This is a genomic window from Paracoccus sp. pheM1, from assembly GCF_018499825.1.
GTDB classification, from domain to species: domain Bacteria; phylum Pseudomonadota; class Alphaproteobacteria; order Rhodobacterales; family Rhodobacteraceae; genus Paracoccus; species Paracoccus versutus.
The window spans coordinates 416,599-441,993 of sequence record NZ_JAGXCX010000001.1; the positions used below are offsets into that span (position 1 = coordinate 416,599).

Genomic DNA, 25,395 nt, shown 5'->3' on the forward strand with positions numbered 1-25,395 from the left:
CATGGACCCCGATGCAGCCCCGCCCAGCGTTCATGTCATCGTGCTGAACTGGCGCACGCCAGAGATGTCCTTGCAGGCCGCCGAGGCCGCATTGCGCGAAATGCAGGGCATCGACGGCGGGTTGACCATCGTGGACAACGATTCCGGGGACGGTTCGTTTGAACGGATGCAGGCGGGCGTGCAGGCGCGCGGCTGGCCTTCGGGTCGCGTCGCGGTGGTGCAATCGGGCTGGAACGGCGGCTTTGGCGCCGGCAACAACCATGGCATCCGCCAGGGCCTGCCGGACGGGCGCCGCGCCGACCTGGTCTATCTGCTCAATTCGGACGCCATCCCGCAGCCCGGTGCGATCCGGGCGCTGGTCGATTACCTGGGCGCGCATCCGCGGGTCGGGATCGCCTGCTCGCGGCTGCGCGGCACCGACGACATGCCGCACAGCACCGCCTTTCGCTTTCCCTCGGCCTTGGGCGAGTTCGAATCGATGAGCCGCACCGGGCCGATCTCGCGCCTGCTCAGCCGCAAGGTCGTCTCGCTGCCCCAGCCCCAGGTCTCGGGGCGGGTGGACTGGTCGGCGGGGGCCTCGATGATGATCCGCATGGAGGTGCTGGACCGCATCGGGCTCTTCGACGAGGGGTTCTTTCTCTACTACGAGGAAACCGACCTGTGCCGCCGCGCGGCGCGGGCGGGCTGGCAGACGCATTACGTGGTCGAAAGCCTGGTGCTGCATATCGGATCGGTCAGCACCGGCATGAAGGAATGGAAGCGCGCGCCGGATTACTGGTACGATTCGCGGCGGCGCTATTTCGAGAAACATCATGGGCGGCTGGGTGCGCTTTGGGCCACGGTCGCCCATCTGGGGGGCGCGGGGGTGTTCCGCCTGCGCTGCCTTATGTCGGGGCGCAAGCCGGATGGGCCGCCGGGCCATCTGGCGCAGTTGACGCGCCACGCCTTTCGCCCGCAACCAAAGCCCGTTCATGTTGAAAAGGGTAAGCCATGACGCAATTTTCCGCGATTCTGGTGGGTAACGAATCCTTGCTGCGCCACGCGGCCGAGACGCTGCTGGCGCGCGGGCATCGCATCAATGCCGTGGTGACGCGCAATCCCGACCTGCGCGACTGGGCGCAGGGCGCCGGGCTGGCGGTCGAGGACCAGGATGCGCCGCTGCCCGCCGATGCGCCCGCGGCCGACTGGCTGTTCAGCGTCGCCAACCTGTCGATCCTGCGCCCCGAGATGCTGGCGCGCGGCCGGCTGGGCGCGATCAACTTCCACGATGGGCCGCTGCCGCGGCTGGCGGGGCTGAACGCCCCGGTCTGGGCGATCATCGGGGCCGAGCCGCAGCACGGCGTCACCTGGCACATGATCGAGGGCGGCGTGGACGAGGGCGACATCCTGACCCAGCGCCTGTTCGAGATCCGCGAGGATGACACCGCGCTGACGCTGAACGCGCGCTGCTTTGCCCGCGGTGCCGAAAGCTTTGCCGATGTGGTGGCGCAGCTCGAGGGCGCCGGCCCGCAGCGGCAGCGCCAGGATCTGTCGCAGCGGACCTATGTCGGCCGCGACAAGCGCCCCGAGGCGGCGGCGGTGCTGGACTTCACGGCTGCCGCGGCGCGCATCGGCGCCTTGGTGCGCGGCCTTGACCATGGCGGCTACTGGAACCCGCTGGCCATGCCCAAGGTCCGGCTGGCCGACCGCGTGCTGCTGGTCGCGGGTTTCGAGGGCATCGAGCCCGCCGTGGCCCCGCCCGGCACGGTGCTGTCCCATGACGGCGCCTCGGCGCTGATCGCGGCGGCGGACGCGGCGGTGCGGCTGCGCTTTGCCGGCGACTTGCCCCCGGTGGGCACGGTGATCCCGCCGCTTTCCAGCGAGGAGGCCGCGCGGCTGACCGACCTGGCCGGGCAGGCGGCGAAGCATGACGGTTTCTGGCGCGCGCGACTGGCGCGGATGAACCCGGCGGTGCTGCCGGGCGAGGGCTCCGGTTCCAGCCAGCGCGTGCAGCTGATGCCCGGCGCGGGGCCCGCGCGGATCGCGCTGGCCGCCTCGCTGATGGCGCGGCTGGCGGGGCAGGCCGCCTTCGACCTGGCGCTGCGGCCCGCAGCCCAGCCCGAGGCGGCCGGGATCGTCGCCGACTGGCAGCCCCTGGCGGTCGAGGCGCCGGGCGAGCGGACGCTGGCCGATCTGGGGCAGGCGCTGGCGGCGCAGATCGCCGAACAGGCCAGGCGCGGCTTCTTCATGGCCGACCTGCTGCACCGCGCGCCCGAACTGCGCGACATGGCCACGCCGGACCTGGCGATCAGCCTGGATGCCCGCGGCCCGGTCCGGGATGCGGCGCTGTGCGTGACCCTGACCGAAACCGGCGCCTGGCTGGACCATGATCCGGCCCGCGTCACGCCCGCGCAGGCGCAGCGGCTGGCCCGCGCGCTGGACGGCGGCCTGGCACTGCCCGGCTCCACCACGCTGCGCGACATCCCCCTGATGGACGCGGATGAGCGCGAGGCGCTGCTGGTCGCCCGCAACGCCACCCAAGCCGAGGTGCGGCTGGCCTGCATCCACGGGCTGATCGCCGAGACGGCCGCGGCCGACCCGGATGCCGTGGCGCTGGCCTTCGAGGATCGCACCCTGACCCGCGGCCAGCTTGACCGCGCCGCCAATGCGCTGGCGGCGAAGCTGGTGGCGATGGGCGTGGGCCCGGACCAGCCGGTCGGGCTGTTCGCCCGCCGCTCGCCCGAACTGGTGATCGGCGCGCTGGCGATCTGGAAGGCGGGCGGCGCCTATGTGCCCCTGGACCCGGACTATCCCGCCGACCGCATCGAGCTTTACATTCAGGACAGCGGCGCCGGGGTGGTGCTGGTGCAGGACGGGCTGGCCGACCGGCTGCCGGCGCATGGCGCGCAGGTGGTGGGCATCCCGACCGACCTGCCGCATGGGCTGGTGGCGGCGCCGGTCAGCGCCGTCGGGCCGCAGAACCTGGCCTATCTGATCTATACCTCGGGCTCGACCGGCCGGCCCAAAGGGGTGATGGTCGAGCATCGCAACGTCGCCAATTTCTTCGCCGGCATGGACGCGGTGATCCCGCACCGGCCGGGCGATGCCTGGCTGGCAGTCACGAGCCTGTCCTTCGACATCTCGGTGCTGGAGATCTTCTGGTCGCTGGCGCGCGGCCTCCGGCTGGTGATCGCGGGCGAGGAATCGCGGCTGGCGGTGTCCTCGGTCCCCGCCCAGCCGCGGCGCGAGGTTTCGGGCGGCATGGATTTCAGCCTGTTCTATTGGGGCAACGACGACGGGCCGGGGCCGAAGAAATACCAGCTGCTGCTGGAGGGTGCGCGCTTTGCCGACCAGAACGGTTTCGTCGCGGTCTATACGCCGGAACGGCATTTCCACGCCTTCGGCGGTCCCTATCCGAACCCGGCGGTTTCGGGCGCGGCGGTGGCGGCGGTGACGAAGAACATCTCGGTGCGCGCCGGCAGCTGCGTGCTGCCGCTGCACCACCCGGCCCGCGTGGCCGAGGAATGGGCGGTGATCGACAACCTGACCTCGGGGCGGGCGGGGCTGGCCATCGCCTCGGGCTGGCAGCCGGACGATTTCGTGCTGCGCCCGGAAAACGCGCCGCCGAACAACAAGGCGGCGCTGGCCCAGGGCGTCGAGCAGTTGCGCCGGCTGTGGCGCGGCGAGGCGGTCGAGTTCCCGCGCAAGGACGGCAGTCTGTTCGGCGTGGTGACGCAGCCGCGCCCGGTGCAAAGGGAACTGCCGCTGTGGTTGACCGTCGCCGGCAACCCGGAAACCTGGATCGAGGCCGGGCGGCTGGGCATGAACGTGCTGACCCACCTGCTGGGGCAAAGCATCGACACGGTGGAAAGCCGCATCAAGGATTACCACGCCGCGCTGCGCGAGGCCGGCCATGATCCGGCGCGCTTCACCGTCACGCTGATGCTGCATACCTGCCTGGCCGAGGATCGCGAGACGGCGCGCGAGATCGCCCGCGAGCCGATGAAGAACTACCTGAAGAGCGCCGCGGCGCTGGTCAAGCAATATGCCTGGGACTTCCCGGCCTTCCGTCGCCCGGCGGGCATGACCAACCCGATGGCCATCGACCTGGGCTCGCTCTCCGAGGAAGAGCTGGACGGCATCCTGGAATTCGCCTTCCTGCGCTATTTCGAGGATTCGGGCCTGTTCGGCTCCCTCGAGGATGGGATCGCGCGGGTCGAGCAGCTGAAGGCCATCGGCGTGGGCGAGATCGCCTGCCTGATCGACTATGGCATCGCGCCCGAGCAGGTGATGGCCGGCTTTCCGCTGCTGGCGCGGCTGCGGGCCGAGGTGAACCCGCATGGCGCCGAGCCCGAGGAGGGCGATTTCTCGATCGCGGCGCAGATCCGGCGCTGGAAGGTGACGCATCTGCAATGCACCCCCAGCATGGCGCGCATCCTGGTTTCGGACCCGCAGGTGGCGGCGGCCATGGCCGGGCTGACATGCGTGATGGTGGGCGGCGAGGCGCTGCCGCCCTCGCTGCTGGCCGAGATCAAGGCGGCGACGCGGGCGCGGGTGCTGAACATGTATGGCCCGACCGAGACGACGATCTGGTCCACGGTGGCCGACCTGAGCGACGGCGGCGCGGTGACGCTGGGCGGGCCGATCGCCAATACCCAGGTCTATGTGCTGGACGGCGACGGCGTACCGGTGCCCCCCGGCGCGCAGGGCGAGCTGTGGATCGGCGGCCATGGCGTGACCCGCGGCTATTGGCGGCGCGAGGATCTGACCGCGGCGGCCTTTCGCCCCGATCCCTTCGTGCCGGCGGATCGCGCCGCGCCTTGGGGCGCGCGCATCTATCGCACCGGCGACCTGGTGCGCTGGCGCGAGGACGGCGGGCTGGACTATATCGGCCGGGCCGACCACCAGGTGAAGCTGCGCGGCTTCCGCATCGAGCTGGGCGAGATCGAGGCGCAGCTGGCCAGCCTGCCCGGCGTGCGCGAGGCGGTGGCGCTGGTGCGCGAGGACGTGCCCGGCGACAAGCGGCTGGTGGCCTATGTCACCGGCGTGGCCGAACTGTGCGAAAAGGCGCTGCGCGAGGCGCTGCTTGCGCATTTGCCGGCGCATATGGTGCCGGGGCGGATCCTGCGGCTTGAGAAGATGCCGCTGACGCCGAACCGCAAGATCGACCGCAAGCATCTGCCGGTGCCGGGGGCCGTCGCGCAGGCTCCGGCGGGGGCGGCGCCGGCGGCGGCCATCGAGGCCGCCACCGCCGCTGCGGCTGTCGCCGCAAGCGCCGCCCCGACCGAGGATCTGGCGCAGGCGGTGCAGGTGCTGTGGTCCGAGGTGCTGGGCGTCGAGCAGATCGGCCCGCGCGACAATTTCTTTGCGCTCGGCGGGCATTCGCTGCTGGCGATCCAGCTGCACCGGACCATGCGCGACCGGCTGGCGCTGCCGCGGCTGGGGGTGACGGACATCTTCCGCTTCCCGGTCATGGCGGATTTTCTGAAGCATGTCGCCTCGCTGGCGCCGCTCGGCACGGTCGCCGCCCCGGTGGCGCCCGCGCCTGCGCCCGCGCCCACGCCGGCAGCGGTGGTGCCCGAGCCTGTGCTGGCGGCCGAGGATGCCATGGCCCGGCGCCGGGCGCTGCGGGCGCAGTTGCGCGGCGGGCGGTGAGCGGGACCGCCGCGCTCGACGCGCTGGCCCGGCGCCTGCTGCCTGCGGGCTACGGCTGCGCGGTGCTGCCGCTGGCGGCGGAGCCCGCGCCGCTTTTGCCCCAGGAGGCCGAGGCCATCGCCCGCGCCGTTCCCAAGCGGCGGCGCGAGTTCGCCCTGGGCCGCATGGCGCTGCGGGCGGCGATCCGCGAGGCGGGGCACGACCTGCCCGCCGGCCGGCCGATCGCGGCGCGGCCGGACCGCCAGCCGGACCTGCCGCCGGGCCTGCGCGCCAGCCTGTCGCATAGCGGCGATTACTGCATCGCCATCGCCGCCCCGCCGGGCGGGGCCAGCGTGGGCGTCGATCTGGAACCCTGCGACCGCTCCGTCCCGCAGGGCCTGGCCGAGACGGTCATGCCCTTTCGCCTGCAGGGCGCGGGGGATGCCCTGCTGGCCTTTTGCGCCAAGGAGGCGATGTTCAAGGCGCAATATCCGCTGACCGGCCAAATGCTGGATTTCCGCGCGGTGCCGGCGGTGGTCGGACCCCGGCGATTCCGCGCCTGTATGGGCGAGCGGTTGATCGGCGGGCGCTGGGGGCAGGCGGCGGGCTGCTGGCTGGCGCTCAGCCTGTGGCGCGGCTGAACAGCGCCGCCAGCCGCCGGGCGGATTCGCGGATGTCGTGGCGTTCCATGACGCGGGCGCGGGCGCGGGCGCCCATGGCTGCCAGGGCCTCGGGCGCAGCCTCGGCGGCTTGCAGCATCGTCTCGGCCAGCGCCGCGGCGTCGCCGGCGGGGACCAGCCAGCCTTCCAGGCCCGGACGGACCAGCTCGGGGATGCCGGCGATATAGGTGGCGATCACCGGGCGGGCGCAGGCCATGGCCTCCATGATGACCACCGGCAGGCCCTCGGCGAAGCTGGGCGTGACCAGGGCATGGGCGGCATCCATGGCGGCGCGCACGCCGGCCTCGTCCTGCCAGCCGAGCAGGCGGACGGCATTGCCCATGCCTTCGGCGGCGATCAGGGATTCGACCTGCGGGCGCAGCTCGCCGTCGCCGACCAGCGACAGGCGCAGCGCCGGATTGCGGCGCCAGGCCAGGGCGAAGGCGCGGATCAGCAGGCCGAAGCCCTTCTGCTCGGCAAAGCGGCCGACGGCGACCATGTGGAAGGGGCCTGCCGGCAGGGTCTGCGGTTCGGCCCAGCGGGCCAGGTCCAGGCCGCAATGCACGACATGGACCTTGTCCCAGTCGCCGGGCGCGGCCCAGCGGCAAAGCTGCGAGCGGCCATAGCTGCTGACGGCGACGCAGAACTCGGCCAGGGCCAGCTTGCCGCCCAGGTCCAGCGCCTGGGGATTGTCGAATTCCTCGGGGCCGTGGACGGTGAAGCTGAAGCGCGGACCGCCGAGCAGGCGCACATAGGCGGCGACCCTGGCCGAATTGGTGCCGAAATGCGCGTGAACATGCGCAAGCCCCAGCGCCCGTGCCCGGCCTGCCACCCGCGCGCCCTCGGCCAGGTAGATCAGCTGCCGGGCAAGGCTGCCTTCGCCGGCTCGCGCCCGGCGCCGCGCCAGCCGCAGGGCGGCGGCGAATTGCGCGGGGCTTGCCGCGCCGCGTCCGGCCAGATCGGCCAGAAGCCGCGCGGCCCCGGCCTCCAGCACCCGCTCGGTGCGGGCATGTTCGGCAAGGTCGGCGGGATCGCTGAGCGCGCCGCCGTCGCCGCGCATGGCGAATCGGTGGATTTCGAGCCCCTCGTTCTCAAGCGCCGCGATTTCCCGCCGGATGAAGCTGTGCGAGGGGCGAGGGTAGGTATTGATCAAATAACCGATTCGCAAGCTGACGGTCCCTAATCCATGAAGAAAAGCCCTTGCGCCCCGTTATCGTCCCGAGATTTCGGCTGGTTGGCGCCTATTTTTGCTGAACAATGGGCGGATATGCCATATTACCGCAAGACGCACCAAAGTTTGTCTAGCGATTTCCGGTTTCTTTGGCACTATTGTTCTGAGGATTTGTACATTTGAGGAGAAAGCCTCTGACTGGCATCCTGACCCTTGGTGTCGCAATTGCCTTGGCCAGCGCGCTGATCGGGTTTGCTGCCTTCGATCTGTCGTTCTGGGCCGCGCTGCTGATCTATATCGTCAGCGGGACGGCCGCCACCCTTTTCGTCGCCTGGCGGCGTTTCCGGTGTATCGAGCGGCACGAGATGCAGGCCGAAATAGGGGCCGGACGCGGCCGCACCATTCAGTAGCCGGTGCAGCGCAGAACCACGCCCACGGTCTTGGCGATGATGGCGACATCGCCGCTGAAGCTCAGATCGGCTGCATAGCGCGCGTCGAAGGTCGCGCGGGCGGCGAAGGTGCTGTCGTTGCGATCCGAGATCTGCCACAGCCCGGTGACGCCCGGCCGCAGGTGATAGTAATCCGCCCCCGGATAAAGCGGGGCCTGTTCGATCATCATCGGCCGCGGGCCGACGATGCTCATGTCGCCGCGCAGCACGTTCCACAGCTGCGGCAACTCGTCCAGCGAGGTCTTGCGCAGGAAGCGGCCGGTCGAGGTGATGCGCGGATCGTTCTTCAGCTTCTGCGTCAGATCCCATTCCGCCCTGGCCTCGGGATTGGCGGCCAGGTATTCCTCCAGCCGCCGGTCGGCATCCTCGACCATGGTGCGCAGCTTCCACAGCCGGAAGCTGCGGCCGGAACGGCCGACCCGCAGCTGGGTGTAGAAGGGCTTCTCGCCGTGCCACAGGATGACGAGCGCCAGGATCAGCACCACCGGCACGATGATCGGCACCGCCAGAAGCACGGCGGTGATGTCCAGCGGACGCTTGATAAAGCGGGAGTAAAGGGATCGGGCGCCCAGGGGCTGATTGGTGTTTCCTTTTGCGACCGTTTGCAGGACCGAGTCGATTGTCTCGATATCGAAATCCGTGGTGTGCCGCATTTGAAAACCCGCCCTCATCACTACCCTCGCAGTATAGCCGGGCATTTGAATAAAACTAGAACGAATTTGGACACTGACGAAAAGTATAGGTTCATTTGAAAACAATGCTTTACAGCAGGTTCTCGGCCGGGCGGAACCGCCTTTACCTAGGGTAAACATATTGGGCGAAACCCGAGAGTTTTGCTGGTCGTGCGGCGTATTGGTTGTCGCAGCGCTATATTGGCAACTGTCGGTTGAATTGGGTGGAATTCGCGATGCCGGGATGCGATGCTGGGCAAAAGCATTTCACAATCGAGGGTTGTCGATATGGCGGGTGTCCTGCAATTTTTAATTGAAAGCGTCTCGGCTTTCTACATCGGCCACAGCCTGATGGGCACGACGGTGCCCGGCATGATGCAGGGCCTGCTGGAAGAGCCGGTGGAAATGCAGATCCTCAACGGCGCCCCGCTGGAATGGCAGTGGAAGGAGGCGCATCACGCGCAAGGGGTGAACGGGCGCAAATGGCTGCCCGGCCATGCCGTCGAGGCGCTGGTCATCACCGAGCGCGTGCCGCTGGCCCCGGCGATGGAATACCACGACAGCCTTGGCTATGCCGCGAAATGGGTCGAACTGGCGCGGCAGTCGAACCCCAGGGTCAAGCCCTATCTCTACCAGACCTGGGATTACATCGAGCCGGGCTCGACCAGGGCCTGGCGCGACCGCATCCTGGCGGATCTGCCGCAGTGGCAGGCGATCGCCGACCATGTGAACCGCGACCTGCCCGAGGGGGCCGAGCCGATGCGGCTGGTCCCGGTGGGGCTGGGCATGGTGCGGCTGCATGACGCCGCCGAAGCGGGCAAGGTTCCCGGCGCGACCTCGATCCGCGACTTTTTCCTCGACGACATCCACCCGACCGAGAAGGGCGGGTGCTATTACATCGCCATGATCAATTACGCGACCCTGACCGGCAAAAGCCCGGTCGGGCTGACCAACCGGATCCCCGGCGGCGGCGGCCCCTATCCCCAGGTGCCCCAGGAGCAGGCGGCCGTGCTGCAGGAGCTTGCCTGGCAGGTGGTGCAGGAATTCGGCGCCGACTAGCGGCCGCGCGCCCATTCCTGGCTGTTGCGGCCCAGCCGCACCGCCAGTGCGACGGCGGCATAGGCGGCAAAGCCCGGCGGATCGGCGGCGGCAAGGCGGGCGAGTTCCGCCCTGCCGGGGCGGACATGGCCCTGTCGCGGGGGCAGGTCGGGGAACAGCCGGGCGATCTCGGCCACGCCCGCGTCCTGGCGACGCCGGACCCGGACCAGCGGCCCGAACCCCTCGACCAGCGGCCATTCATAGGGCTCGTCCACCAGGAAACGCTCGTCCTGCGCGAATTGCAGCCGGGCGAAGGTGTCGTCCGAGATGACCTGCGGAAAGGCCCCCCAGCGCGCGCGCCCGGCCTCGTTGACCGCGAAAAGCCCGGCGCCGGTGACGCCCTGGGCCACGAAGGGCAGTTTCTGCCAGAACCGGGCATAGGCGCGCGACACCGCGCTGCGGGCAGGCGCCACCACCAGCCGCCCGCCGGCATAGCGCGGCCGGGGCACGTCCAGCACCCGCATGATCCCCGACAGAAGCCGCGGTCCCATGCGGATGTCGGCGTCCAGATACAGCCGCACGCCCGGCCCGGCGCAGGCGTCGCCGTGGTTCAGCGCGCCGATCTTGCCGCCCTGCGCCAGTTCCTCGACCCGCAGCCGCCAGCCGCGCGCGGCAAAGGCCGGCGCATGGGCGCGGGCGCGGGCGGCGGTGTCGTCGCGGCAGCCGTTGGCGACCAGGACCAGCGCGACCGGGCCGGCATGGTCCTGCGCCAGCACATGGTCGAGGCAGGCGTCGATATAGCCGGCCTCGTCATGGGCGGGCAGGATGATGGTGCAGGGCGTCATCGGGCCGGCACCGGGCCTTCGGATGGGCCGCTGCCGAATCGAGCGGCAGGGCAATCGGCGGCTGAGAATCGCGCGCCGGCGCCGGTCGCCGGCCGGAACGGGGGGAAACGGCACCGCGACACCGGGAAATGCGGGGCATTGTCGGGATCGGGCCGGTTTTGGGTTGTCGCGTTCATGGCGCCGACGCTACCATGCCGCTGCCGGGAAAGTCACCGGCAGGCCGCCGCCCCCGTGGGCGGCGCCGTTTCACCAGAGGCAGAGGGGCAACAGGTTTGACGCCCGCGACAGGGAACGACCCGGACAGGACGCCGGTTGGACAGGCTGCGCCCGATGCGGCGCAGGGCCATGTCTCCAGCAAGTTCATCCGGCGCGAGGCGGCCTTGGCCGCCATGGACGCGAAACATGCCAAGATCAGCGCGCAGCGTTTCTCGCTGCTGCGCACCCGCATCCTGCGCGAGATGCGCAGCCGCGGCTGGAGCAGGCTTGCCGTGGTGCCGGTGACGCCGGGCGCGGGCGGCACTTTCGTCGCGGTGAACCTGGCCCTGGCGCTGGCCCGCCAGCCGCATACGCAGGTGACGCTGATCGACCTGGACCTGGGCAAGCCCAGCGTGGCCGGCCAGCTGGGCATTCCGGGCTGTACGGCGGTCTCGGCCGCGTTGCGCGAGGGCGGCGGCGGCCTGGGCGCGCTGGTCTCGCGCGTGGACGAGGCGCCGAACCTGTCGGTCCTGGCCCCCGACCGGGCCGAGCCGGACGCGGCCGAGCTATTGCAGGACGAGGCGCTGGCCCAGGCCATGCGGCAGCTGCACGACAGCCACCCCGCCCGGATCGCGGTCATCGACACCGCCGCCCTTTTGGGCGAGGATGCGGCGCTGGCCGCCCTGCCGCTGGCCGATGCGCTGCTGCTGGTCGCCGACGGGCGCAGCGGCACCGCCTCGGACATGGCGGAATGCGAAAGGCTGCTGGTCGGCATGCCGCCGGTGATGGGCGTGGTCCTGAACAAGTCGGAAGACTGAACAACGAAAGACAGGGTTCAAGATTTGGGACCGATTCAATCCTTGCAGGATCTGATCTCGATGCTCTGGCGGCGGCTGCCGCTGGTGCTGACGATCGTGGTCCTGGGCGTGCTGACCTCGTTCTACATGATCGTTTCCTCGCCCCGCGTCTATGAGGCGTCGGCGGTGATCCAGCTGGACATGCCGGCCGCCATCGACCAGGGCACCGACAGCTCGCTGCCCGCCTCGCGCCGGGTGCAGCTGATCGAACAGCGCCTGATGGCACGCGCCAACCTGCGCGAGGTGATCGAGCGGCTGGGGCTTTTCGCCGACACCCCGCTGAGCGAGTCGGAAAAGCTGGTGGCGCTGCGCAGCTCGACGCGGATCGAAAGCATCGCCGCCCCCGGCGTTTCCGTCGATTCCCGCATGTCCCTGGCCGCCATCGTCATCACCGCCCAGGCCGAGACGCCGGCGACCGCGGCCGCCATCGCCAACGACTTCGCCAACAGCGTCGTCAACCGCGACCGCGAGAATCGCCAGGCCCGCATCCTGGAGGCGCAGGAATACCTGCGCAGCGAGGAACGCCGCCTGAACGAGCAGCTTTCCGAACAGGAACGCAAGCTGGTCGAGTTCAGCGCCCGCAACGAGGATGCGCTGCCCAGCTCGCAGGAGTTCCTGCAAACCCAGCTTGCCCAGCTGACCGAGACCGAGACGGCGCTGGACCGCGACATCATGACCCTGCAGCGCGAACGGCTGTCGCTGGAGGCGGGGGGGCTTGCGGCCGAGATGCGGCCCCCGGCCTCGCTGGTGCAGCAGATCCGCACCGCCGAGATCGAACTGGCGCAGGCGCGCCGGACGCTGGCGCCCGACCATCCCGAGATCCGGCGGCTGGAAGAGAACCTGAAGCTGCTGAACAGCGGCACCGGCAGCGGCGGGCCCGACGTGATCCGCCGCCAGACCGAGCTGATCCAGGCCCAGCTGACCAAGCTGAACGAGCAGAAGGCCGGGATCGCGCTGCGCCGCACCGAGATCGGCCGCGCCCGCGCCCGCGCCCCCGAAGTCAGCCGCGAGCTTGAGGCGATGACCCGCCAGCAGCGCCGCCTGCAGGACCGCTACAACGAGATCTCGCGCCAGCTGGCCCAGGTCGAAACCCAGCAGATGCTGATGGAAAACGACCAGACCGAGCGTTTCGTGATGCTGGAGCGCGCCCTGCCGCCGGAATATCCCGCCATGTCGAACCGCAAGAAAAGCGCGGTGATGGGGGCGGGGGTCAGCGTCGGGCTGGCGCTGGTCGCGGCCTTTGCGCTGGAGCTGCTGAATCCGGTGCTGCGGCGCAGCGAGCAATTCGCCCGCGCCACCGGCACCCGGCCGGTGATCTCGCTGCCCTATCGCCAGACGGCGGCCGACCTGCGCCGGCGCCGGCTGCGCAACCTCTACATGGTCGTGGTTCTGGTGCTGGGCGTGCTGGTCGCCCTGTGGATGATCGGCAAGGTTCCCGGCCTGCCCTCGCCCGGCGTCGTGCCGATGCCGACCGACGGGATGGGCTGATGAGCGGGCAGGAGGGCGGAAGCGAGGCCGCCGCCGCCGCGCCGGGTCGCAGCTTTGCCTCGCGGGCCCTGGGCAGCGGCGCATGGTCCATGGCCAATTTCGGCCTGGGCCAGATCATGCGGCTCGGCTCGAACCTGATCCTGACCCGCATCCTCAGCCCCGACGATTTCGGCCTGATGGCGCTGGTGACAAGCTTCCTGATCGGGCTGACCATGTTCAGCGACATGGGATTCGGCCCCTCGATCATGCAAAGCAAGCGCGGGGACGAGCCGGATTTCCTCGACACGATCTGGACGCTCAAGATCATCCGCGGCTTCATGATCTTCGGCGCGGCCATGGTCATGGCTTGGCCGCTGGCGCTGTTCTACGACGCGCCGCTGTTCGGCTGGGTGTTTCCGGCGGCGGCCTGCTCGATGATCGTGGGCGGCTTCCTTCCCACCCGGATCGACACCGCCGCGCGCCACCTGCAACTGGGCCGGCTGACGGTGATCGAGCTTGGCAACCAGTTGATCGGCATCCTGCTGACCATCGCCGCGGCGCTGGTCCTGCAATCGGTCTGGGCGCTGGTCTGGGGCAATGTGCTGGGCGCCCTGGTCCAGCTGCTGATGTTCCGGCTGTTCCTGCCCGGACACCGCAACCGGCTGCGGATGGAGCCCGAGGCCCGCGCCGAGGTGATGAAATTCGGCAAGTGGATCTTTTTCAGCACCATCTGCGGCTTCTTGCTGTTCCAGGGCGACCGGATCATCCTGGGCCGGGTGCTGACGCTGAACCAGCTGGGCATCTACAATATCGGCCTGTTCCTGGCGACGGTGCCGGCCATGCTGGGATCCTCCATCGCCGGGCGGCTGTTCATCCCGATGTATCGCCAGCACCCGCCGGCCGAAAGCGCCGAGAACACCCGCATCCTGGCCCGCACCCGCGGCGGGCTGACGGCCTTGCTGCTGGCCGTGGCGGTGATTCTGGCCTGGGCCGGGCCGCCGCTGGTCGAGCTGCTCTATGACCCGCGCTATGCCGCGGCGGGCGGCATCCTGGTCGCCATCGCCTGCATCCAGATGCTGCAGGTCATTCCGCTGAGCTATGAATCCGCGGCGCTGGCGGCGGGGGATTCGCGCGGCTTCTTCGTCGTGCAATCCACCCGCGCGGCGATCTATTCCGCGCTGGTCGCCGGGGGCGCGGTGCTTTACGGCCTGCCGGGGCTGCTGATCGGGCAGGCGCTGGCGCAGGTGCTGTGCTATCCGGCGACGGTCTGGCTGGCGCGTCGGCATGGCTGCTGGGATCCGCGCCACGACCTGGTCGCCGCCACGCTTGCCATCGTCGCGGCGGCGACGGCGCTGAACGGCCATCGCGACGCGGTGCTGGCCGCCATGATACCCTGAGCCGCGCCGCCGGGCATTTTACCCCTTCCGGTTCCGCTTGGGCTGGCGCTATTGCTGCCGGAACGTCACGAGGAGGAGGCACCGGATGAGCGACGACAACACCCCGCGCAAGTCCCGCATCACGCGGGAAGAGGCTCTGGCCTATCACCTGGAACCCCGTCCGGGCAAATACGACATCGTGGCCTCGACCCCGATGGCGACGCAGCGCGACCTGTCGCTGGCCTATTCCCCCGGCGTGGCGGTCCCGGTCGAGGCCATCGCCGAACGGCCCGAGACCGCCTATGACTATACCGTCAAGGGCAACATGGTCGCGGTCATCTCGAACGGCACGGCGATCCTGGGGCTGGGGAACCTGGGCGCGCTGGCCTCGAAGCCGGTGATGGAGGGCAAGGCGGTGCTGTTCAAGCGCTTTGCCGACGTGAACGCCATCGACATCGAGCTGGACACCGAAGACCCCGAGGCGATCATCGACGCGGTGCGGCTGATGGGCCCGACCTTCGGCGGCATCAACCTCGAGGACATCAAGGCGCCGGAATGCTTCATCATCGAGCAGCGGCTGAAAGAGGTCATGGACATTCCGGTCTTCCATGACGACCAGCACGGTACGGCGGTGATCTGCGCGGCGGGGCTGATAAACGCGCTGGAGCTGTCGGGCAAGCGGATCGAGAATGTGCGCATCGTGCTGAACGGCGCCGGCGCCGCCGGCATCGCCTGCCTGGAGCTGCTGAAATCCATGGGCGCGCGGCATGAGAACTGCATCATGTGCGACACCAAGGGCGTGATCTGGCAGGGTCGCACCGAAGGCATGAACCAGTGGAAATCCGCCCATGCCGTCGTGACCGAGGCCCGCACGCTGGAAGAGGCGATGAAGGGCGCCGACGTGTTCCTGGGCGTCTCGGCCAAGGGCGCGGTGACGCAGGAGATGGTGCGGGGCATGGCCGAGAACCCGGTCATCTTCGCCATGGCCAACCCGGACCCCGAGATCACCCCGGAAGAGGCCCATGCCGTCCGCCCCGACGCCATCGTCGCCACCGGCCGCTCGGACTATCCGAACCAGGTCAACAACGTCCTGGGCTTTCCCTATCTGTTCCGCGGCGCGCTGGACATCCATGCCCGCGCCATCAATGACGAGATGAAGATCGCCTGCGCCCGCGCGCTGGCGGAACTGGCGCGCGAGGACGTGCCGGACGAGGTTGCTGTGGCTTACGGCCGCAAGCTGCAATTCGGCCGCGACTACATCATCCCGACGCCCTTCGACCCGCGGCTGATCCATGTCGTGCCGCCGGCGGTGGCGCGCGCGGGGATGGATACCGGCGTCGCCCGTCGCCCGATCATCGACATGGAGGGCTATGTCCAGTCGCTCAAGGCGCGCATGGACCCGACCGCGGCCATCCTGCAAGGCATCCATGCCCGCGCCCGCCAGGCCCAGGCCCGGATGATCTTTGCCGAGGGGGACGACCTGCGCGTGCTGCGCGCCGCCGTGGCCTGGCAGCGCGGCGGCATGGGCCAGGCCATCGTCGTCGGGCGCGAAAGCGACGTGCGCGAAAAGCTGGAGGCGGCGGGCCTGGGCGAAGCCGCGCGCGAGGTCGCCGTGGTCAATGCCGGCAACTCCCGCCACCTGGAGCAATATCACGAGACGCTCTATGCCCGCCTGCAGCGCAAGGGCTATGACCGCGAGGATGCGGTCAAGCTGGCCAATCGCGACCGCCATGTCTTTGCCTCGCTGATGCTGGCGCATGGCCATGGCGACGGTCTGGTGACGGGGGCCACGCGCAAGAACGCGCATGTGCTGGCCCAGATCGGCACGGTTTTCGACGTGACCCCGGCCGACGGCGCCGTGGGCATCACCGCGGTCCTGCACAATGGCCGCGTCATCCTGATGGGCGACACGCTGGTCCATGAATGGCCCGAGGCCGAGGATCTGGCCGACATCGCCACCCGCGGCGCCCATGTCGCGCGCGGGCTGGGGCTGGAGCCGCGGGTGGCCTTCCTGTCGTTTTCCAACTTCGGCTATCCGATCAGCGAGCGGGCGGTGAAGATGGCCCATGCGACCGAGGTGCTGGACGCGCGCCGCGTCGATTTCGAATATGAGGGCGAGATGACCGTGGACGTGGCGCTGAACCCGTCGCAGGCGGCGAAATACCCGTTCTCGCGGCTCAAGGGGCCGGCCAACGTGCTGGTGGTGCCGGCGCGGCACTCGGCCTCGATCTCGGTCAAGCTGCTGCAGGAAATGGCGGGGGCGACGGTGATCGGCCCGATCCTGACCGGCGTGCCGCTGCCGATCCAGATCTGCTCGACCGGCTCGACGGTGAACGACATCCTGAACATGGCCGCCATCGCCGCGGGCCGGCTGGGGCAGGTGAAATAACCCGCCCGGCTAAACGAAAGGCGCCCCCGAAGCGGGGGCGCCTTGCTTCTTGCGGCAGGATCAGAACCGATACGAGGCGCGCAGCTGCACCAGGTCGGTGTCCAGGTCGCGGCCGCTGATGCCGGTTTCGTCTTCCAGCACGTCCTTGAAGTCGCTGCGGCTGTATTCCGCGCCGACGGTGAAGCGCTCGGTGACCTTGAAATCGGCGCCGAGGCCATAGGTCAGCCCGGTTTCCGAGAAATCGTCGACCGAGATCTTGGCCGCGCCCAGCGTGACATAGGGCAGGAAACGGCCCATGTCGGCGCCCGCGCGCAGCCGCAGCCGGGTCAGGTCGCCGTCGTCATAGTTCTCGTCGGGCGAGATCTTGTTGTAGTCCAGTTCGCCGCCCAGGACGAAGCGGCCCAGGTCGCGCTGATAGCCCGCATGCAGGCCATAGCCGTCGTAATCGCCGAAATCGGCCAGCGCGCCGCGATTGCCAAGATCGCCGCTGCCCTTGCCGTATTGCAGACCGGCATAGAAGCCCGTCCAGTCGCTGTCCGAAACGGTCGTCACGGGCGGCGGCACCGCGACCGGCTGCTCGACCACGGGGGGGACATAGCCACCCGCATAGGCACCACCGGCGACCAGCGAAACCAAAGCTGCGTATCCGACTTTCTTCATGGTGAGTTCTCCATTTAACTCGGACCGCCTGCCTACCACCCGGCGCCCGGATTGGAAGGCTTGCCGGCGTCGCGGCACGGACAAGTGACGGCCCGTTAGCCGCAGGGATGCGGGGCGCGAAAAAAAGCCCGCCGATACAGGGGCTTCGCGCTCAAGCCAGCGTGATGGGGCGTGATGCGGGAACGGAGATATTCCCTAACGCACTGATAACGATGTTTTTTCAGCTTTCCGTTTCGACGGTGTCGCCAAAGCACTCGCCGCGCTCGGCCTGGCGCTGGCGTTCCCGGAAACGGGCGCGGTCGGCCTCGGTATATTCGCCCGCGCAGCGGTGGCAGCAGACGCCGGGCTCGTATTCCGGGCGGGCGCGATCCTCGGGCGCGAGCGGCCGGCGGCAGGCATGGCAAAGCTCGTGGCGGCCCTGCCGCAGCCCGTGGCCCAGGCTGACCCGCTTGTCGAAGACGAAGCACTCGCCGCGCCACAGGCTGTCCTGTTCCGGCACTTCCTCGAGGTATTTCAGGATGCCGCCTTTCAGGTGGAACACCTCGGGCACGCCCTCGCCCAGCAGGAAATTGGTGGATTTCTCGCAGCGGATGCCGCCGGTGCAGAACATGGCGATGCGCTTGTTGTGGAAGCGATGCGCATTCTCGCGCCACCAGGCGGGAAAGTCGCGAAAGCTGCGGGTGCCCGGATCGACGGCGCCGGCGAAGGTGCCGATCTCGACCTCGTAGTCGTTGCGGGTGTCGATCACCGCCACGTCCGGCGCGCTGATCAGCGCGTTCCAGTCCTGCGGCGCGACATAGCGGCCGACGGCGGCGGTGGGGTCCACGTCGGGCTGGCCCATGGTGACGATCTCGCGCTTCAGCCGCACCTTCATGCGGCCGAAGGGCATGGCCTCGGCCGTGCTTTCCTTCCATTCCAGGCCCGCGCAGCCGGGCAGGGCGCGGATATGGGCCAGCACCGCGTCGATGCCTTCGCGCGTGCCGGCGATGGTGCCGTTGATCCCCTCGGCCGCCAGCAGCAGCGTGCCCCTGACCCCGTTCGCGCAGGCGCATTTCGCCAGCGGCGGCTTCAGCGCCTGCGGGTCGGGAAAGGGGGTGAAATGGTAAAGCGCGGCGACGATCAGCATGGGCTGGCCATAGCGCCGCGCGGGGGTGCAATCAAGTTGCCGCATTGACGCCCCCGCCGCCTGCGCCTACCAATTTTCCTGGGATAACAGGAGAGGCGCCATGGCAAAGGCCCTGATCGTCATCGACATGCAGCTGGATTTCTGTCCCGGCGGCCGACTGGCCGTCGCCGGCGGGGACGAGATCGTGGCACCGATCAACGACCTGATGGCCGATTTCGACGCCGTGGTGCTGACCCAGGACTGGCACCCCCACGACCATGCCAGCTTTGCCGACAACCATCCCGGCGCGGCGGCCTTTTCGGTCGTGGACATGGCTTATGGCCCGCAGGTGCTGTGGCCCGCGCATTGCGTGATCGGGACCGAGGGCGCGGGCTTTCACCCGGCGCTGGCCGCCGATTGCGCCGACCTGGTGATCCGCAAGGGGTTCCGGCCGCAGATCGACAGCTATTCCGCCTTCTACGAGAACGACCACCGCACGCCCACCGGCCTTGCCGGATACCTGCGCGACCGCGGCATGGAGGATCTGGCCTTCGTCGGGCTGGCGCATGACTTCTGCGTCGCCTGGTCGGCCATCGACGCGGCCAAGCTGGGCTTTCGCGCCACCGTGATCGAGGATGCCACCCGCGCCATCGACCTGAACGGCTCGCGCGAGGCGGCGCGCGAGGACATGCGCAAGGCGGGGGTGGTGCTGGCATGATGATCCCGACCGTCGACATCGCCACCCGCGTCTATAACCACAAGTGGAAGATCGACCCGATCGTCCGCTCGCTGATCGACGACGATTTCTACAAGCTGCTGATGTGCCAGTCGGTGTTCCGCAACCGGCCCGACACGCAAGTCACCTTCAGCCTGATCAACCGCACCAGCCGCATCCGCCTGGCCGAGCTGATCGACGAGGGCGAGCTGCGCGAGCAGCTGGACCATGTGCGCGGCCTGACGCTGACGCGGGGCGAAAGCACCTGGCTGCGCGGCAATACCTTCTACGGCAAGCGGCAGATGTTCCGCCCCGATTTCATGGAGTTCCTGGAGAACCTGCGCCTGCCGGCCTATCACCTGGAAAAGCGCGACGGCCAGTACGAGCTGATCTTCGAGGGCCGCTGGCCCGAGGTCATGCTGTGGGAGATCCCGGCCCTGGCGATCATCATGGAACTGCGAAGCCGCGCCGTCCTCAAGGACATGGGCCGGTTCGAATTGCAGGTGCTTTATGCCCGCGCCATGGCCCGGCTTTGGGAAAAGATCGAGGAATTGCGCAAGCTCGGCCCCGACCTGCGCATCGCCGATTTCGGCACGCGGCGGCGGCACAGCTTCCTGTGGCAGGACTGGTGCGTGCAGGCCATGGTCGAGGGCCTGGGCGACCAGCGCTTCATCGGCACCTCGAACTGCCTGATCGCCATGCGCCGCGACATCGAGGCCATCGGCACCAATGCCCATGAACTGCCCATGGTCTATGCCGCGCTGGCCGACAGCGACGCGGAATTGCGCCAGGCGCCCTATCGCGTGCTGGCCGACTGGCACGAGGAACATGACGGGATGCTGCGCATCATCCTGCCCGACACCTATGGCACCAAGGGGTTCCTGGACCATGCGCCGGACTGGCTGGCCGGCTGGACCGGCATCCGCGTCGACAGCGGCGACCCGGCCGAGGGCGCCGAGACCGCGATCCGCTGGTGGCAGGACCGCGGCGAGGATCCGCGCGACAAGCTGATCATCTTTTCGGACGGGCTGGACGTGGACAAGATCCGGGATCTGTTCCAACGCTTCCACGGCCGGGCCAAGATCAGCTTCGGCTGGGGCACGCTTCTGACCAACGATTTCCGCGGGCTGGTGCCGGGCGACGGGCTGGCGCCGTTCTCGCTGGTCTGCAAGGCGGTCGCGGCCGAGGGACGCCCGACCGTCAAGCTGTCCGACAATCCCGAAAAGGCCACCGGCCCGCAGGACGAGATCGAGCGCTACAAGCGCGTCTTCGGCGTCGGCCAGCAGCAGCGCATGGCGGTGGTGGTCTGATCCGCCAGCTCGGTCGGTGCCTTGCCGCTGCCGTCGCATATTCCTTGCCCGAGGCGCCGGATGCCGTCGAACGAGATCGCGCCGTCGTCACCGTCGTCTTGCAGCAAGACCCGGCTAATTGCGCGCCAGCGGCGCCAGCCCCCGGTTTCGGCGGCTGGGGCAGGGCGGTCGCGCCGCGCTAGAGCCGGTCTCGCCAGCGGTTCACCAGCGGATAGCGGCGGTCGAGCCAGAAGGCCTTGGTCGAGATGCGCGGCCCCGGCGCGGCCTGGTAGCGCTTCCACTCGCTGCCATAAAGCAGGGTCTCGACCTTCTTGACCGTCTCGGGCTCGAAGCCCTGCGCGACCAGATCCCTGAGCGCCAGGTCCTTCTCGACCAGCCCTTCCAGGATCGCGTCCAGCACCTCATAGGGCGGCAGGCTGTCCTGGTCCTTCTGGTTCGGGCGCAGCTCGGCCGAGGGGGGCTTCGAGATGATCTGCGGTGGGATCACCTCGCCCGCGCGGCCCAGCATCCAGTCGCGGTGGTTTTCATTGCGCCAGCGGCAGGTCTGAAAGACGCGGGTCTTGTAGAGATCCTTGATCGGGTTGTAGCCGCCGGCCATGTCGCCATAGATCGTGGCATAGCCCACCGCGACCTCGGACTTGTTGCCGGTGGTCAGCAGCAACTCGCCGAACTTGTTCGACAGCGCCATCAGCATCACGCCGCGCAGGCGGGACTGGATGTTTTCCTCGGTCGCGTCGGGCTGGGTGCCCGCCATCAGATGCGCCAGCGCGTCGCCCACCGCGTCGCGGGCGCCCTCGATATGCACCGTGTCCAGCCGCGTGCCCAGCCGCGCCGCGCAATCGGCGGCATCGTCCAGGCTGGCCTGCGAGGTGTATTCGCTGGGCAGCATGACGCAGCGGACGTTTTCCGGGCCGATGGCGTCGGCGGCGATGGTGGCGACCAGCGCCGAGTCGATGCCGCCCGACAGCCCCAGCACCACCTTGCGGAAACCGGACTTGCGCATGTAGTCGCTCAGGCCCAGCGTCATGGCGCGATAATCCTGTTCCCATTCGTCGGGCTGGTGGTCCATGCGCCCGGGCACCGCGCGCCAACCGGCGGGCGTGCGGGCGAAATCGACATGGGCCAGCATTTCGTCGAAGGGGGCCAGCTGCATGACCTTGACCGCGCCGCCGTCCTCGCCGGGGTTCAGCACGAAGCTGCCACCATCATAGACCTGGTCGTCCTGCCCGCCGACCGAGTTCAGGTAGATCAGCGGCAGCCCGGTCTCGACCACGCGGGCGACCATATGGCCCATGCGCAGGTCCAGCTTGTTGCGGTGATAGGGGCTGCCGTTCGGGACCAGCAGCATCTCGGCCCCGGTTTCGGCCAGGGTTTCGGCCACTTCGGGCCACCAGGCGTCCTCGCAGATCGGGCTGCCGATGCGCAGGCCGTCCAGGCTGTAGGGCCCCGAGATCGGGCCGACGTTGAACAGCCGCCATTCGTCGAAGAGCTGCTTGTGCGGCAATTCGTGCTTGAGCACCCGCGCCGCCACCCGGCCGCCCCTGAGGATCCAATAGGCGTTGTAGAGCCGGTCCTCCTCGGCATAGGGGCCGCCGATGCCGATGGCGGGGCCGTCGACGCAATCCCGCGCCAGATCGACGATATGCGCCATGGCTTCCTGCGTGAAGCCGGGCTTCAGCACCAGGTCCTGGGTCTGGTAGCCGGTGATGAACATCTCGGGCAGGGCCAGCAGGTTGGCGCCGGCCTCGCGCGCCCTGGCCCATGCCTCGCGCGCCTTGGCGGCATTGCCGGGCAGGTCGCCCACGGTCGGGTTCAGCTGTCCAAGGGTGATGCGGAACGTGTCGGTCATGGCGCTTCCTTACCGGATCTTGCCCCCGTTGATAGGCGACGGCGCGGCAAAGGAAAAGTCGGGCTTTGCGCCGGCGCGCCCCTTGCGATAAACCGATGGCAAAAGCAGCAACGAGGCGGAGTGCAGCACCCATGAAGGCAGCCCTTGTCGCCTGCGCGGTGATCCTGGCCGGCGCGGGCATGGCCGGCGCGCAGGCGGTCATCACCAAGCAATATGACGACGGCGGCGTCTACGAGGGCACCTTCCGCAACGGCAAGCAGCACGGGCGCGGCACCTACAGGCTGCCCTCGGGCTATGAATATACCGGCGACTGGGTCGAGGGCGAGATCCTGGGCCAGGGCGTGGCGAAATTCCCCAACGGCTCGGTCTACGAGGGCGCTTTCGCCGGCGGCAAGCCGCATGGCAAGGGCAAGATCACCTATGCCGACGGCGGCAGCTACGAGGGCGACTGGCAGGACGGCCAGATCGTCGGGCAGGGGGTGGCGCGCTATGCCAACGGCTCGGTCTACGAGGGCGGCTTCCTGAACGCGCTGCATGACGGCAAGGGCGTGCTGACCCAGCCCAACGGTTATCGCTACGAGGGCGACTGGAAGCAGGGCGTCAAGGAAGGCTTCGGCAAGATCACCTATCCCGACGGCGCCAGCTACGAAGGCGAGATGCGGGCGAACCAGCGCTCCGGCCAGGGCAAGCTGACCATGCCGGACGGGCTGGTCTACGAGGGCGGCTGGTCGGCGGGGCAGATGGCCGGGCAGGGCAAGCTGACCCAGCCCTCGGGCGACGGCTACGAGGGGCGCTTTGCCAATGGCAAGCGCGAGGGCAAGGGCGTCGCCACCTATGCCAACGGCGACCGCTACGAGGGCGATTTCCGCGCCGACAAGCGCTGGGGCGTCGGCACCTTCACCGGCACCGACGGCTATGTCTATACCGGCGACTGGGTCGAGGGGCGGATGGAGGGGCTGGGCCGCATCACCTATCCCGACGGCTCGGTCTATGAGGGTGCGCTGATGGCCGACCTGCCGCATGGCCGCGGCCTGATCACCTACCCGGACGGCGCCAGCTATGACGGCGAATGGGTCGCGGGCGTGATCGAGGGGCAGGGCGTCGCCAAATACGCCAACGGCCTGGTCTACGAGGGCGGCTTCAAGCGCGGCCGCAACGAAGGGCAGGGCCGGATGACCTATCCCGACGGCTATGTCTATAACGGCGCCTGGCGCGACGGGCAGCGGCACGGGCAGGGGCAGGCGACCTATCCCGACGGCACCACCTATGACGGCTCGTTCGTGGACGGGCTGCGCCACGGCAAGGGCCGGCTGATCGCGCCGGACGGCTTCCGCTACGAAGGCAGCTGGAAGCAGGGCGAGATCGACGGCGAAGGGGTGGCGACCTATGCCAACGGCGACGTCTATACCGGCCATTTCGTCATGGGCAAGCGCCAGGGCGCGGGCGTGATGCGCTATGCCACCGGCCAGGTCGCCTCGGGCGAGTGGGAAGACAACCGGCTGGCCGTGCCCGCCGAGGGCGCGACAGTGCCCGAGGGCGCCGAGACGCCCGAAGGGGCGGTGCCGGCCGAGCCGGCCGTGGCAGAATAGGCTAGGGTTCGGGGCGGCCGTCCGCCTTCGCCTTGTTCGCGTCGGATGAGGCGGGCGGCTCCCGCCATGATCTGTCATCGCAGGGCCGGTCGAACCAGGCACGGTTCTTCAGCGCCGGATTGTCGAGATTTCGCCATTCGCAGGGCGGCAGGAGCGACGAGTATTTCTGGCCATCGAGCAGAAAAACGGCACCAAGGAGGCCGGTGTAATAGCCGTTGCACGCTTTGCGGCGCGCGTGCATCAGGAGATATTCCACGGAGTCCTGTTCTTCCTCTCGAACCTTGGCGTTGGTCTGGGCATCGTAAATGCCGGAATCACCGAGTTTGTAGGATGTGATGCTGACATAGCGATCATCGAAGCAAACGAACTCGATATCGCGCGCCAGAATCTTTCTGCCATCGGTAGCGAACAATGCGATAGGCGCTCCGGGAAAGTAGTATTCCAGCTTGAACATCATTCCATTTGGCAACGTCACGCTTTTGGGCGCGTGTCTGACCCATTGCACACCGGCGACCAGCGCCCACAGCAGGAAAAGAAAGACCGGAAGCAAAAGCAGGTGGCGGCCAAACTTGCGCAGCATTATCGCGATTCCTTGGGATCAAAGTAAATGCTGCGCTTGCGGTCCTTGAGCACTTCTGCCGAGAAAGTCGTGCACCACCTTCCGCTGATGTGATAGGGCGTGCCCCCAGGTTCGAAATTCATATCCAGCGGATCGACGAAATCGTCAGTGAATTCGAAACTGATGTCGCCGGAAATACGGAAGATATCGCCATAATCCTCGGCCCATCCTATGAACAATCCTTTGACGGTCCCGTCGCCATGGGAAAACGCGACACTACCAAAATCGTAAGTAAACCGGAAATCGTAAGCAACTGGTCCGGCTCCCTGCTTTCTGGCGGCATCAGCAATCTGCCCCGAAAGTCTGCGAAAAGCACCTTCTGCGCCATCGCGATACGCCTACTGCTCGACAATCCCGCGCAAATGCCCGATCTCATCGAGGGTCACGGCGCGGCCGCCGCCAAAACAGTAGTGGAACACGAAATCCAGGTCTACCTACCGAACGGAACTGCGCGGGAAACCGGACGTGAACTCGTGAGACGCGAACTCTGTCTCGCCGGGCATATAGGGCACGGCCTCGCAGCGGCAGTTGTAATCCTCGCCCGGATGGCCGGTGTCAGGCGGATCGTTCCATGAAAACACCCGGCATCGTTCGCGCGACGGGTCGTCCGCACCCGATCGTCGTTCCGGCTGCGCCAGACGTATTGCTCTGCCGGCCCAGCCTGTGCTTCAGGGTCAGCCGAATCGGAATGCCCTTGCGCAGATAAGCATCGAACGCCGTCCGATACGCTTCCGTATAGATCATGCTCATGCCAGAGAACCCCCGTGTCGCCGGGGATACTCCAACAGAAACTGCCAAGATTCGGTTAATGGTGCGGG

General features: G+C 68.4%; 21 protein-coding genes. 13 read left to right on the forward strand and 8 right to left on the reverse strand.

Annotation, left to right across the window (positions count from 1 at the left end; all coding sequences use genetic code 11):
* The first annotated feature begins 1 nt into the window (after position 1).
* Genes KF941_RS02150 through KF941_RS02160 form a run of 3 tightly spaced genes read left to right on the forward strand, consistent with a single transcriptional unit; the run spans position 2 to position 6,254 of the window.
* A complete protein-coding gene (locus KF941_RS02150; RefSeq protein ID WP_214272430.1) occupies positions 2-994 on the forward strand; it encodes a glycosyltransferase family 2 protein in 993 nt (330 codons plus the stop codon).
* On the forward strand, positions 991-5,634 hold the full coding sequence (locus KF941_RS02155; protein WP_214272431.1) for a MupA/Atu3671 family FMN-dependent luciferase-like monooxygenase: 4,644 nt from the start codon (positions 991-993) through the stop codon (positions 5,632-5,634). The genes KF941_RS02150 and KF941_RS02155 overlap by 4 nt, the downstream gene beginning before the upstream one ends.
* Positions 5,631-6,254, forward strand: coding sequence for a 4-phosphopantetheinyl transferase (locus KF941_RS02160; RefSeq protein ID WP_214272432.1), 624 nt, complete (start codon positions 5,631-5,633; stop codon positions 6,252-6,254). The genes KF941_RS02155 and KF941_RS02160 overlap by 4 nt, the downstream gene beginning before the upstream one ends.
* On the opposite strand, the gene KF941_RS02165 is transcribed toward KF941_RS02160, so the two are convergent.
* Positions 6,235-7,440 carry a glycosyltransferase gene (locus KF941_RS02165; RefSeq protein ID WP_214272433.1) on the reverse strand — a complete coding sequence of 402 codons (1,206 nt, stop codon included), beginning with the start codon at positions 7,438-7,440 and terminating at the stop codon, positions 6,235-6,237. The genes KF941_RS02160 and KF941_RS02165 overlap by 20 nt on opposite strands.
* 233 nt (positions 7,441-7,673) lie before the next feature.
* On the opposite strand from KF941_RS02165, the gene KF941_RS02170 reads away from it, so the two are divergent.
* Positions 7,674-7,853, forward strand: coding sequence for a hypothetical protein (locus KF941_RS02170; protein WP_240540192.1), 180 nt, complete (start codon positions 7,674-7,676; stop codon positions 7,851-7,853).
* Here KF941_RS02170 and KF941_RS02175 read toward each other — a convergent pair.
* Positions 7,847-8,545: a sugar transferase gene (locus KF941_RS02175; protein ID WP_114535465.1), complete on the reverse strand. Its 699-nt coding sequence runs from the start codon at positions 8,543-8,545 to the stop codon at positions 7,847-7,849. The genes KF941_RS02170 and KF941_RS02175 overlap by 7 nt on opposite strands.
* 306 nt (positions 8,546-8,851) lie before the next feature.
* Between KF941_RS02175 and KF941_RS02180 the strand changes: the two genes are divergently transcribed.
* Entirely contained in the window at positions 8,852-9,622 is a 771-nt protein-coding gene (locus tag KF941_RS02180) for a hypothetical protein (RefSeq protein WP_072462403.1), read from the forward strand.
* Here the strand turns inward: KF941_RS02180 and KF941_RS02185 are convergent.
* A complete protein-coding gene (locus KF941_RS02185; protein WP_214272434.1) occupies positions 9,619-10,446 on the reverse strand; it encodes a glycosyltransferase in 828 nt (275 codons plus the stop codon). The genes KF941_RS02180 and KF941_RS02185 overlap by 4 nt on opposite strands.
* A 272-nt stretch (positions 10,447-10,718) precedes the next feature.
* Between KF941_RS02185 and KF941_RS02190 the strand changes: the two genes are divergently transcribed.
* From KF941_RS02190 to KF941_RS02205, 4 genes are all read left to right on the forward strand, one after another.
* Positions 10,719-11,459: a chromosome partitioning protein gene (locus tag KF941_RS02190; protein ID WP_036760114.1), complete on the forward strand. Its 741-nt coding sequence runs from the start codon at positions 10,719-10,721 to the stop codon at positions 11,457-11,459.
* 24 nt (positions 11,460-11,483) lie between these two features.
* Positions 11,484-12,986: a Wzz/FepE/Etk N-terminal domain-containing protein gene (locus KF941_RS02195; protein ID WP_240540193.1), complete on the forward strand. Its 1,503-nt coding sequence runs from the start codon at positions 11,484-11,486 to the stop codon at positions 12,984-12,986.
* Positions 12,986-14,362 (forward strand): oligosaccharide flippase family protein, encoded by a 1,377-nt coding sequence (locus KF941_RS02200; protein WP_214272435.1) that lies wholly within the window; start codon positions 12,986-12,988, stop codon positions 14,360-14,362. The genes KF941_RS02195 and KF941_RS02200 overlap by 1 nt, the downstream gene beginning before the upstream one ends.
* A gap of 85 nt (positions 14,363-14,447) precedes the next feature.
* On the forward strand, positions 14,448-16,730 hold the full coding sequence (locus tag KF941_RS02205) for an NADP-dependent malic enzyme (protein WP_214272436.1): 2,283 nt from the start codon (positions 14,448-14,450) through the stop codon (positions 16,728-16,730).
* A gap of 60 nt (positions 16,731-16,790) precedes the next feature.
* On the opposite strand, the gene KF941_RS02210 is transcribed toward KF941_RS02205, so the two are convergent.
* Both KF941_RS02210 and KF941_RS02215 read right to left on the reverse strand, forming a co-directional pair.
* The gene (locus KF941_RS02210; RefSeq protein ID WP_036760122.1) at positions 16,791-17,390 is read right to left on the reverse strand and encodes a porin family protein; all 600 of its coding nucleotides are present in this window, start codon (positions 17,388-17,390) and stop codon (positions 16,791-16,793) included.
* Between the two features lie 220 nt (positions 17,391-17,610).
* Complete coding sequence (locus KF941_RS02215; protein ID WP_214273625.1) at positions 17,611-18,516, reverse strand: rhodanese-related sulfurtransferase; 906 nt, start codon at positions 18,514-18,516, stop codon at positions 17,611-17,613.
* Between the two features lie 100 nt (positions 18,517-18,616).
* On the opposite strand from KF941_RS02215, the gene pncA reads away from it, so the two are divergent.
* Both pncA and pncB read left to right on the forward strand, forming a co-directional pair.
* A complete protein-coding gene (gene pncA, locus KF941_RS02220) occupies positions 18,617-19,213 on the forward strand; it encodes a bifunctional nicotinamidase/pyrazinamidase (protein ID WP_116222174.1) in 597 nt (198 codons plus the stop codon).
* Positions 19,210-20,520 carry a nicotinate phosphoribosyltransferase gene (gene pncB / locus KF941_RS02225; RefSeq protein WP_181180902.1) on the forward strand — a complete coding sequence of 437 codons (1,311 nt, stop codon included), beginning with the start codon at positions 19,210-19,212 and terminating at the stop codon, positions 20,518-20,520. The genes pncA and pncB overlap by 4 nt, the downstream gene beginning before the upstream one ends.
* A 178-nt stretch (positions 20,521-20,698) precedes the next feature.
* On the opposite strand, the gene KF941_RS02230 is transcribed toward pncB, so the two are convergent.
* Positions 20,699-22,369 (reverse strand): NAD+ synthase, encoded by a 1,671-nt coding sequence (locus KF941_RS02230; protein WP_036760127.1) that lies wholly within the window; start codon positions 22,367-22,369, stop codon positions 20,699-20,701.
* 131 nt (positions 22,370-22,500) lie between these two features.
* On the opposite strand from KF941_RS02230, the gene KF941_RS02235 reads away from it, so the two are divergent.
* Positions 22,501-23,958, forward strand: a complete 1,458-nt coding sequence (locus KF941_RS02235) for a 2-isopropylmalate synthase (RefSeq protein WP_114535457.1) — start codon at positions 22,501-22,503, stop codon at positions 23,956-23,958.
* A 1-nt stretch (position 23,959) separates the two neighbouring features.
* Here KF941_RS02235 and KF941_RS02240 read toward each other — a convergent pair whose 3' ends face one another.
* Positions 23,960-24,538 carry a hypothetical protein gene (locus KF941_RS02240; RefSeq protein ID WP_214272437.1) on the reverse strand — a complete coding sequence of 193 codons (579 nt, stop codon included), beginning with the start codon at positions 24,536-24,538 and terminating at the stop codon, positions 23,960-23,962.
* 89 nt (positions 24,539-24,627) lie between these two features.
* Between KF941_RS02240 and KF941_RS02245 the strand changes: the two genes are divergently transcribed.
* A complete protein-coding gene (locus KF941_RS02245) occupies positions 24,628-25,152 on the forward strand; it encodes a hypothetical protein (protein WP_139293976.1) in 525 nt (174 codons plus the stop codon).
* Here the strand turns inward: KF941_RS02245 and KF941_RS02250 are convergent.
* On the reverse strand, positions 25,133-25,327 hold the full coding sequence (locus KF941_RS02250) for a hypothetical protein (RefSeq protein ID WP_139293975.1): 195 nt from the start codon (positions 25,325-25,327) through the stop codon (positions 25,133-25,135). The two genes, KF941_RS02245 and KF941_RS02250, sit on opposite strands and share 20 nt — an antisense overlap.
* Positions 25,328-25,395: the final 68 nt, after the last annotated feature.

What these genes read in the sequence shown, in the direction of transcription:
- KF941_RS02150 (WP_214272430.1), top strand. Translation starts at nt 2, where the DNA reads ATGGACCCCGATGCAGCCCCGCCCAGCGTTCATGTCATCGTGCTGAAC.
- KF941_RS02155 (WP_214272431.1), top strand. Translation starts at nt 991, where the DNA reads ATGACGCAATTTTCCGCGATTCTGGTGGGTAACGAATCCTTGCTGCGC.
- KF941_RS02175 (WP_114535465.1), bottom strand. Translation starts at nt 8,545, where the DNA reads ATGCGGCACACCACGGATTTCGATATCGAGACAATCGACTCGGTCCTG.
- KF941_RS02180 (WP_072462403.1), top strand. Translation starts at nt 8,852, where the DNA reads ATGGCGGGTGTCCTGCAATTTTTAATTGAAAGCGTCTCGGCTTTCTAC.
- KF941_RS02185 (WP_214272434.1), bottom strand. Translation starts at nt 10,446, where the DNA reads ATGACGCCCTGCACCATCATCCTGCCCGCCCATGACGAGGCCGGCTAT.
- KF941_RS02200 (WP_214272435.1), top strand. Translation starts at nt 12,986, where the DNA reads ATGAGCGGGCAGGAGGGCGGAAGCGAGGCCGCCGCCGCCGCGCCGGGT.
- KF941_RS02205 (WP_214272436.1), top strand. Translation starts at nt 14,448, where the DNA reads ATGAGCGACGACAACACCCCGCGCAAGTCCCGCATCACGCGGGAAGAG.
- KF941_RS02210 (WP_036760122.1), bottom strand. Translation starts at nt 17,390, where the DNA reads ATGAAGAAAGTCGGATACGCAGCTTTGGTTTCGCTGGTCGCCGGTGGT.
- KF941_RS02215 (WP_214273625.1), bottom strand. Translation starts at nt 18,516, where the DNA reads ATGCTGATCGTCGCCGCGCTTTACCATTTCACCCCCTTTCCCGACCCG.
- pncA (WP_116222174.1), top strand. Translation starts at nt 18,617, where the DNA reads ATGGCAAAGGCCCTGATCGTCATCGACATGCAGCTGGATTTCTGTCCC.
- pncB (WP_181180902.1), top strand. Translation starts at nt 19,210, where the DNA reads ATGATGATCCCGACCGTCGACATCGCCACCCGCGTCTATAACCACAAG.
- KF941_RS02230 (WP_036760127.1), bottom strand. Translation starts at nt 22,369, where the DNA reads ATGACCGACACGTTCCGCATCACCCTTGGACAGCTGAACCCGACCGTG.
- KF941_RS02235 (WP_114535457.1), top strand. Translation starts at nt 22,501, where the DNA reads ATGAAGGCAGCCCTTGTCGCCTGCGCGGTGATCCTGGCCGGCGCGGGC.
- KF941_RS02240 (WP_214272437.1), bottom strand. Translation starts at nt 24,538, where the DNA reads ATGCTGCGCAAGTTTGGCCGCCACCTGCTTTTGCTTCCGGTCTTTCTT.
- KF941_RS02250 (WP_139293975.1), bottom strand. Translation starts at nt 25,327, where the DNA reads ATGAGCATGATCTATACGGAAGCGTATCGGACGGCGTTCGATGCTTAT.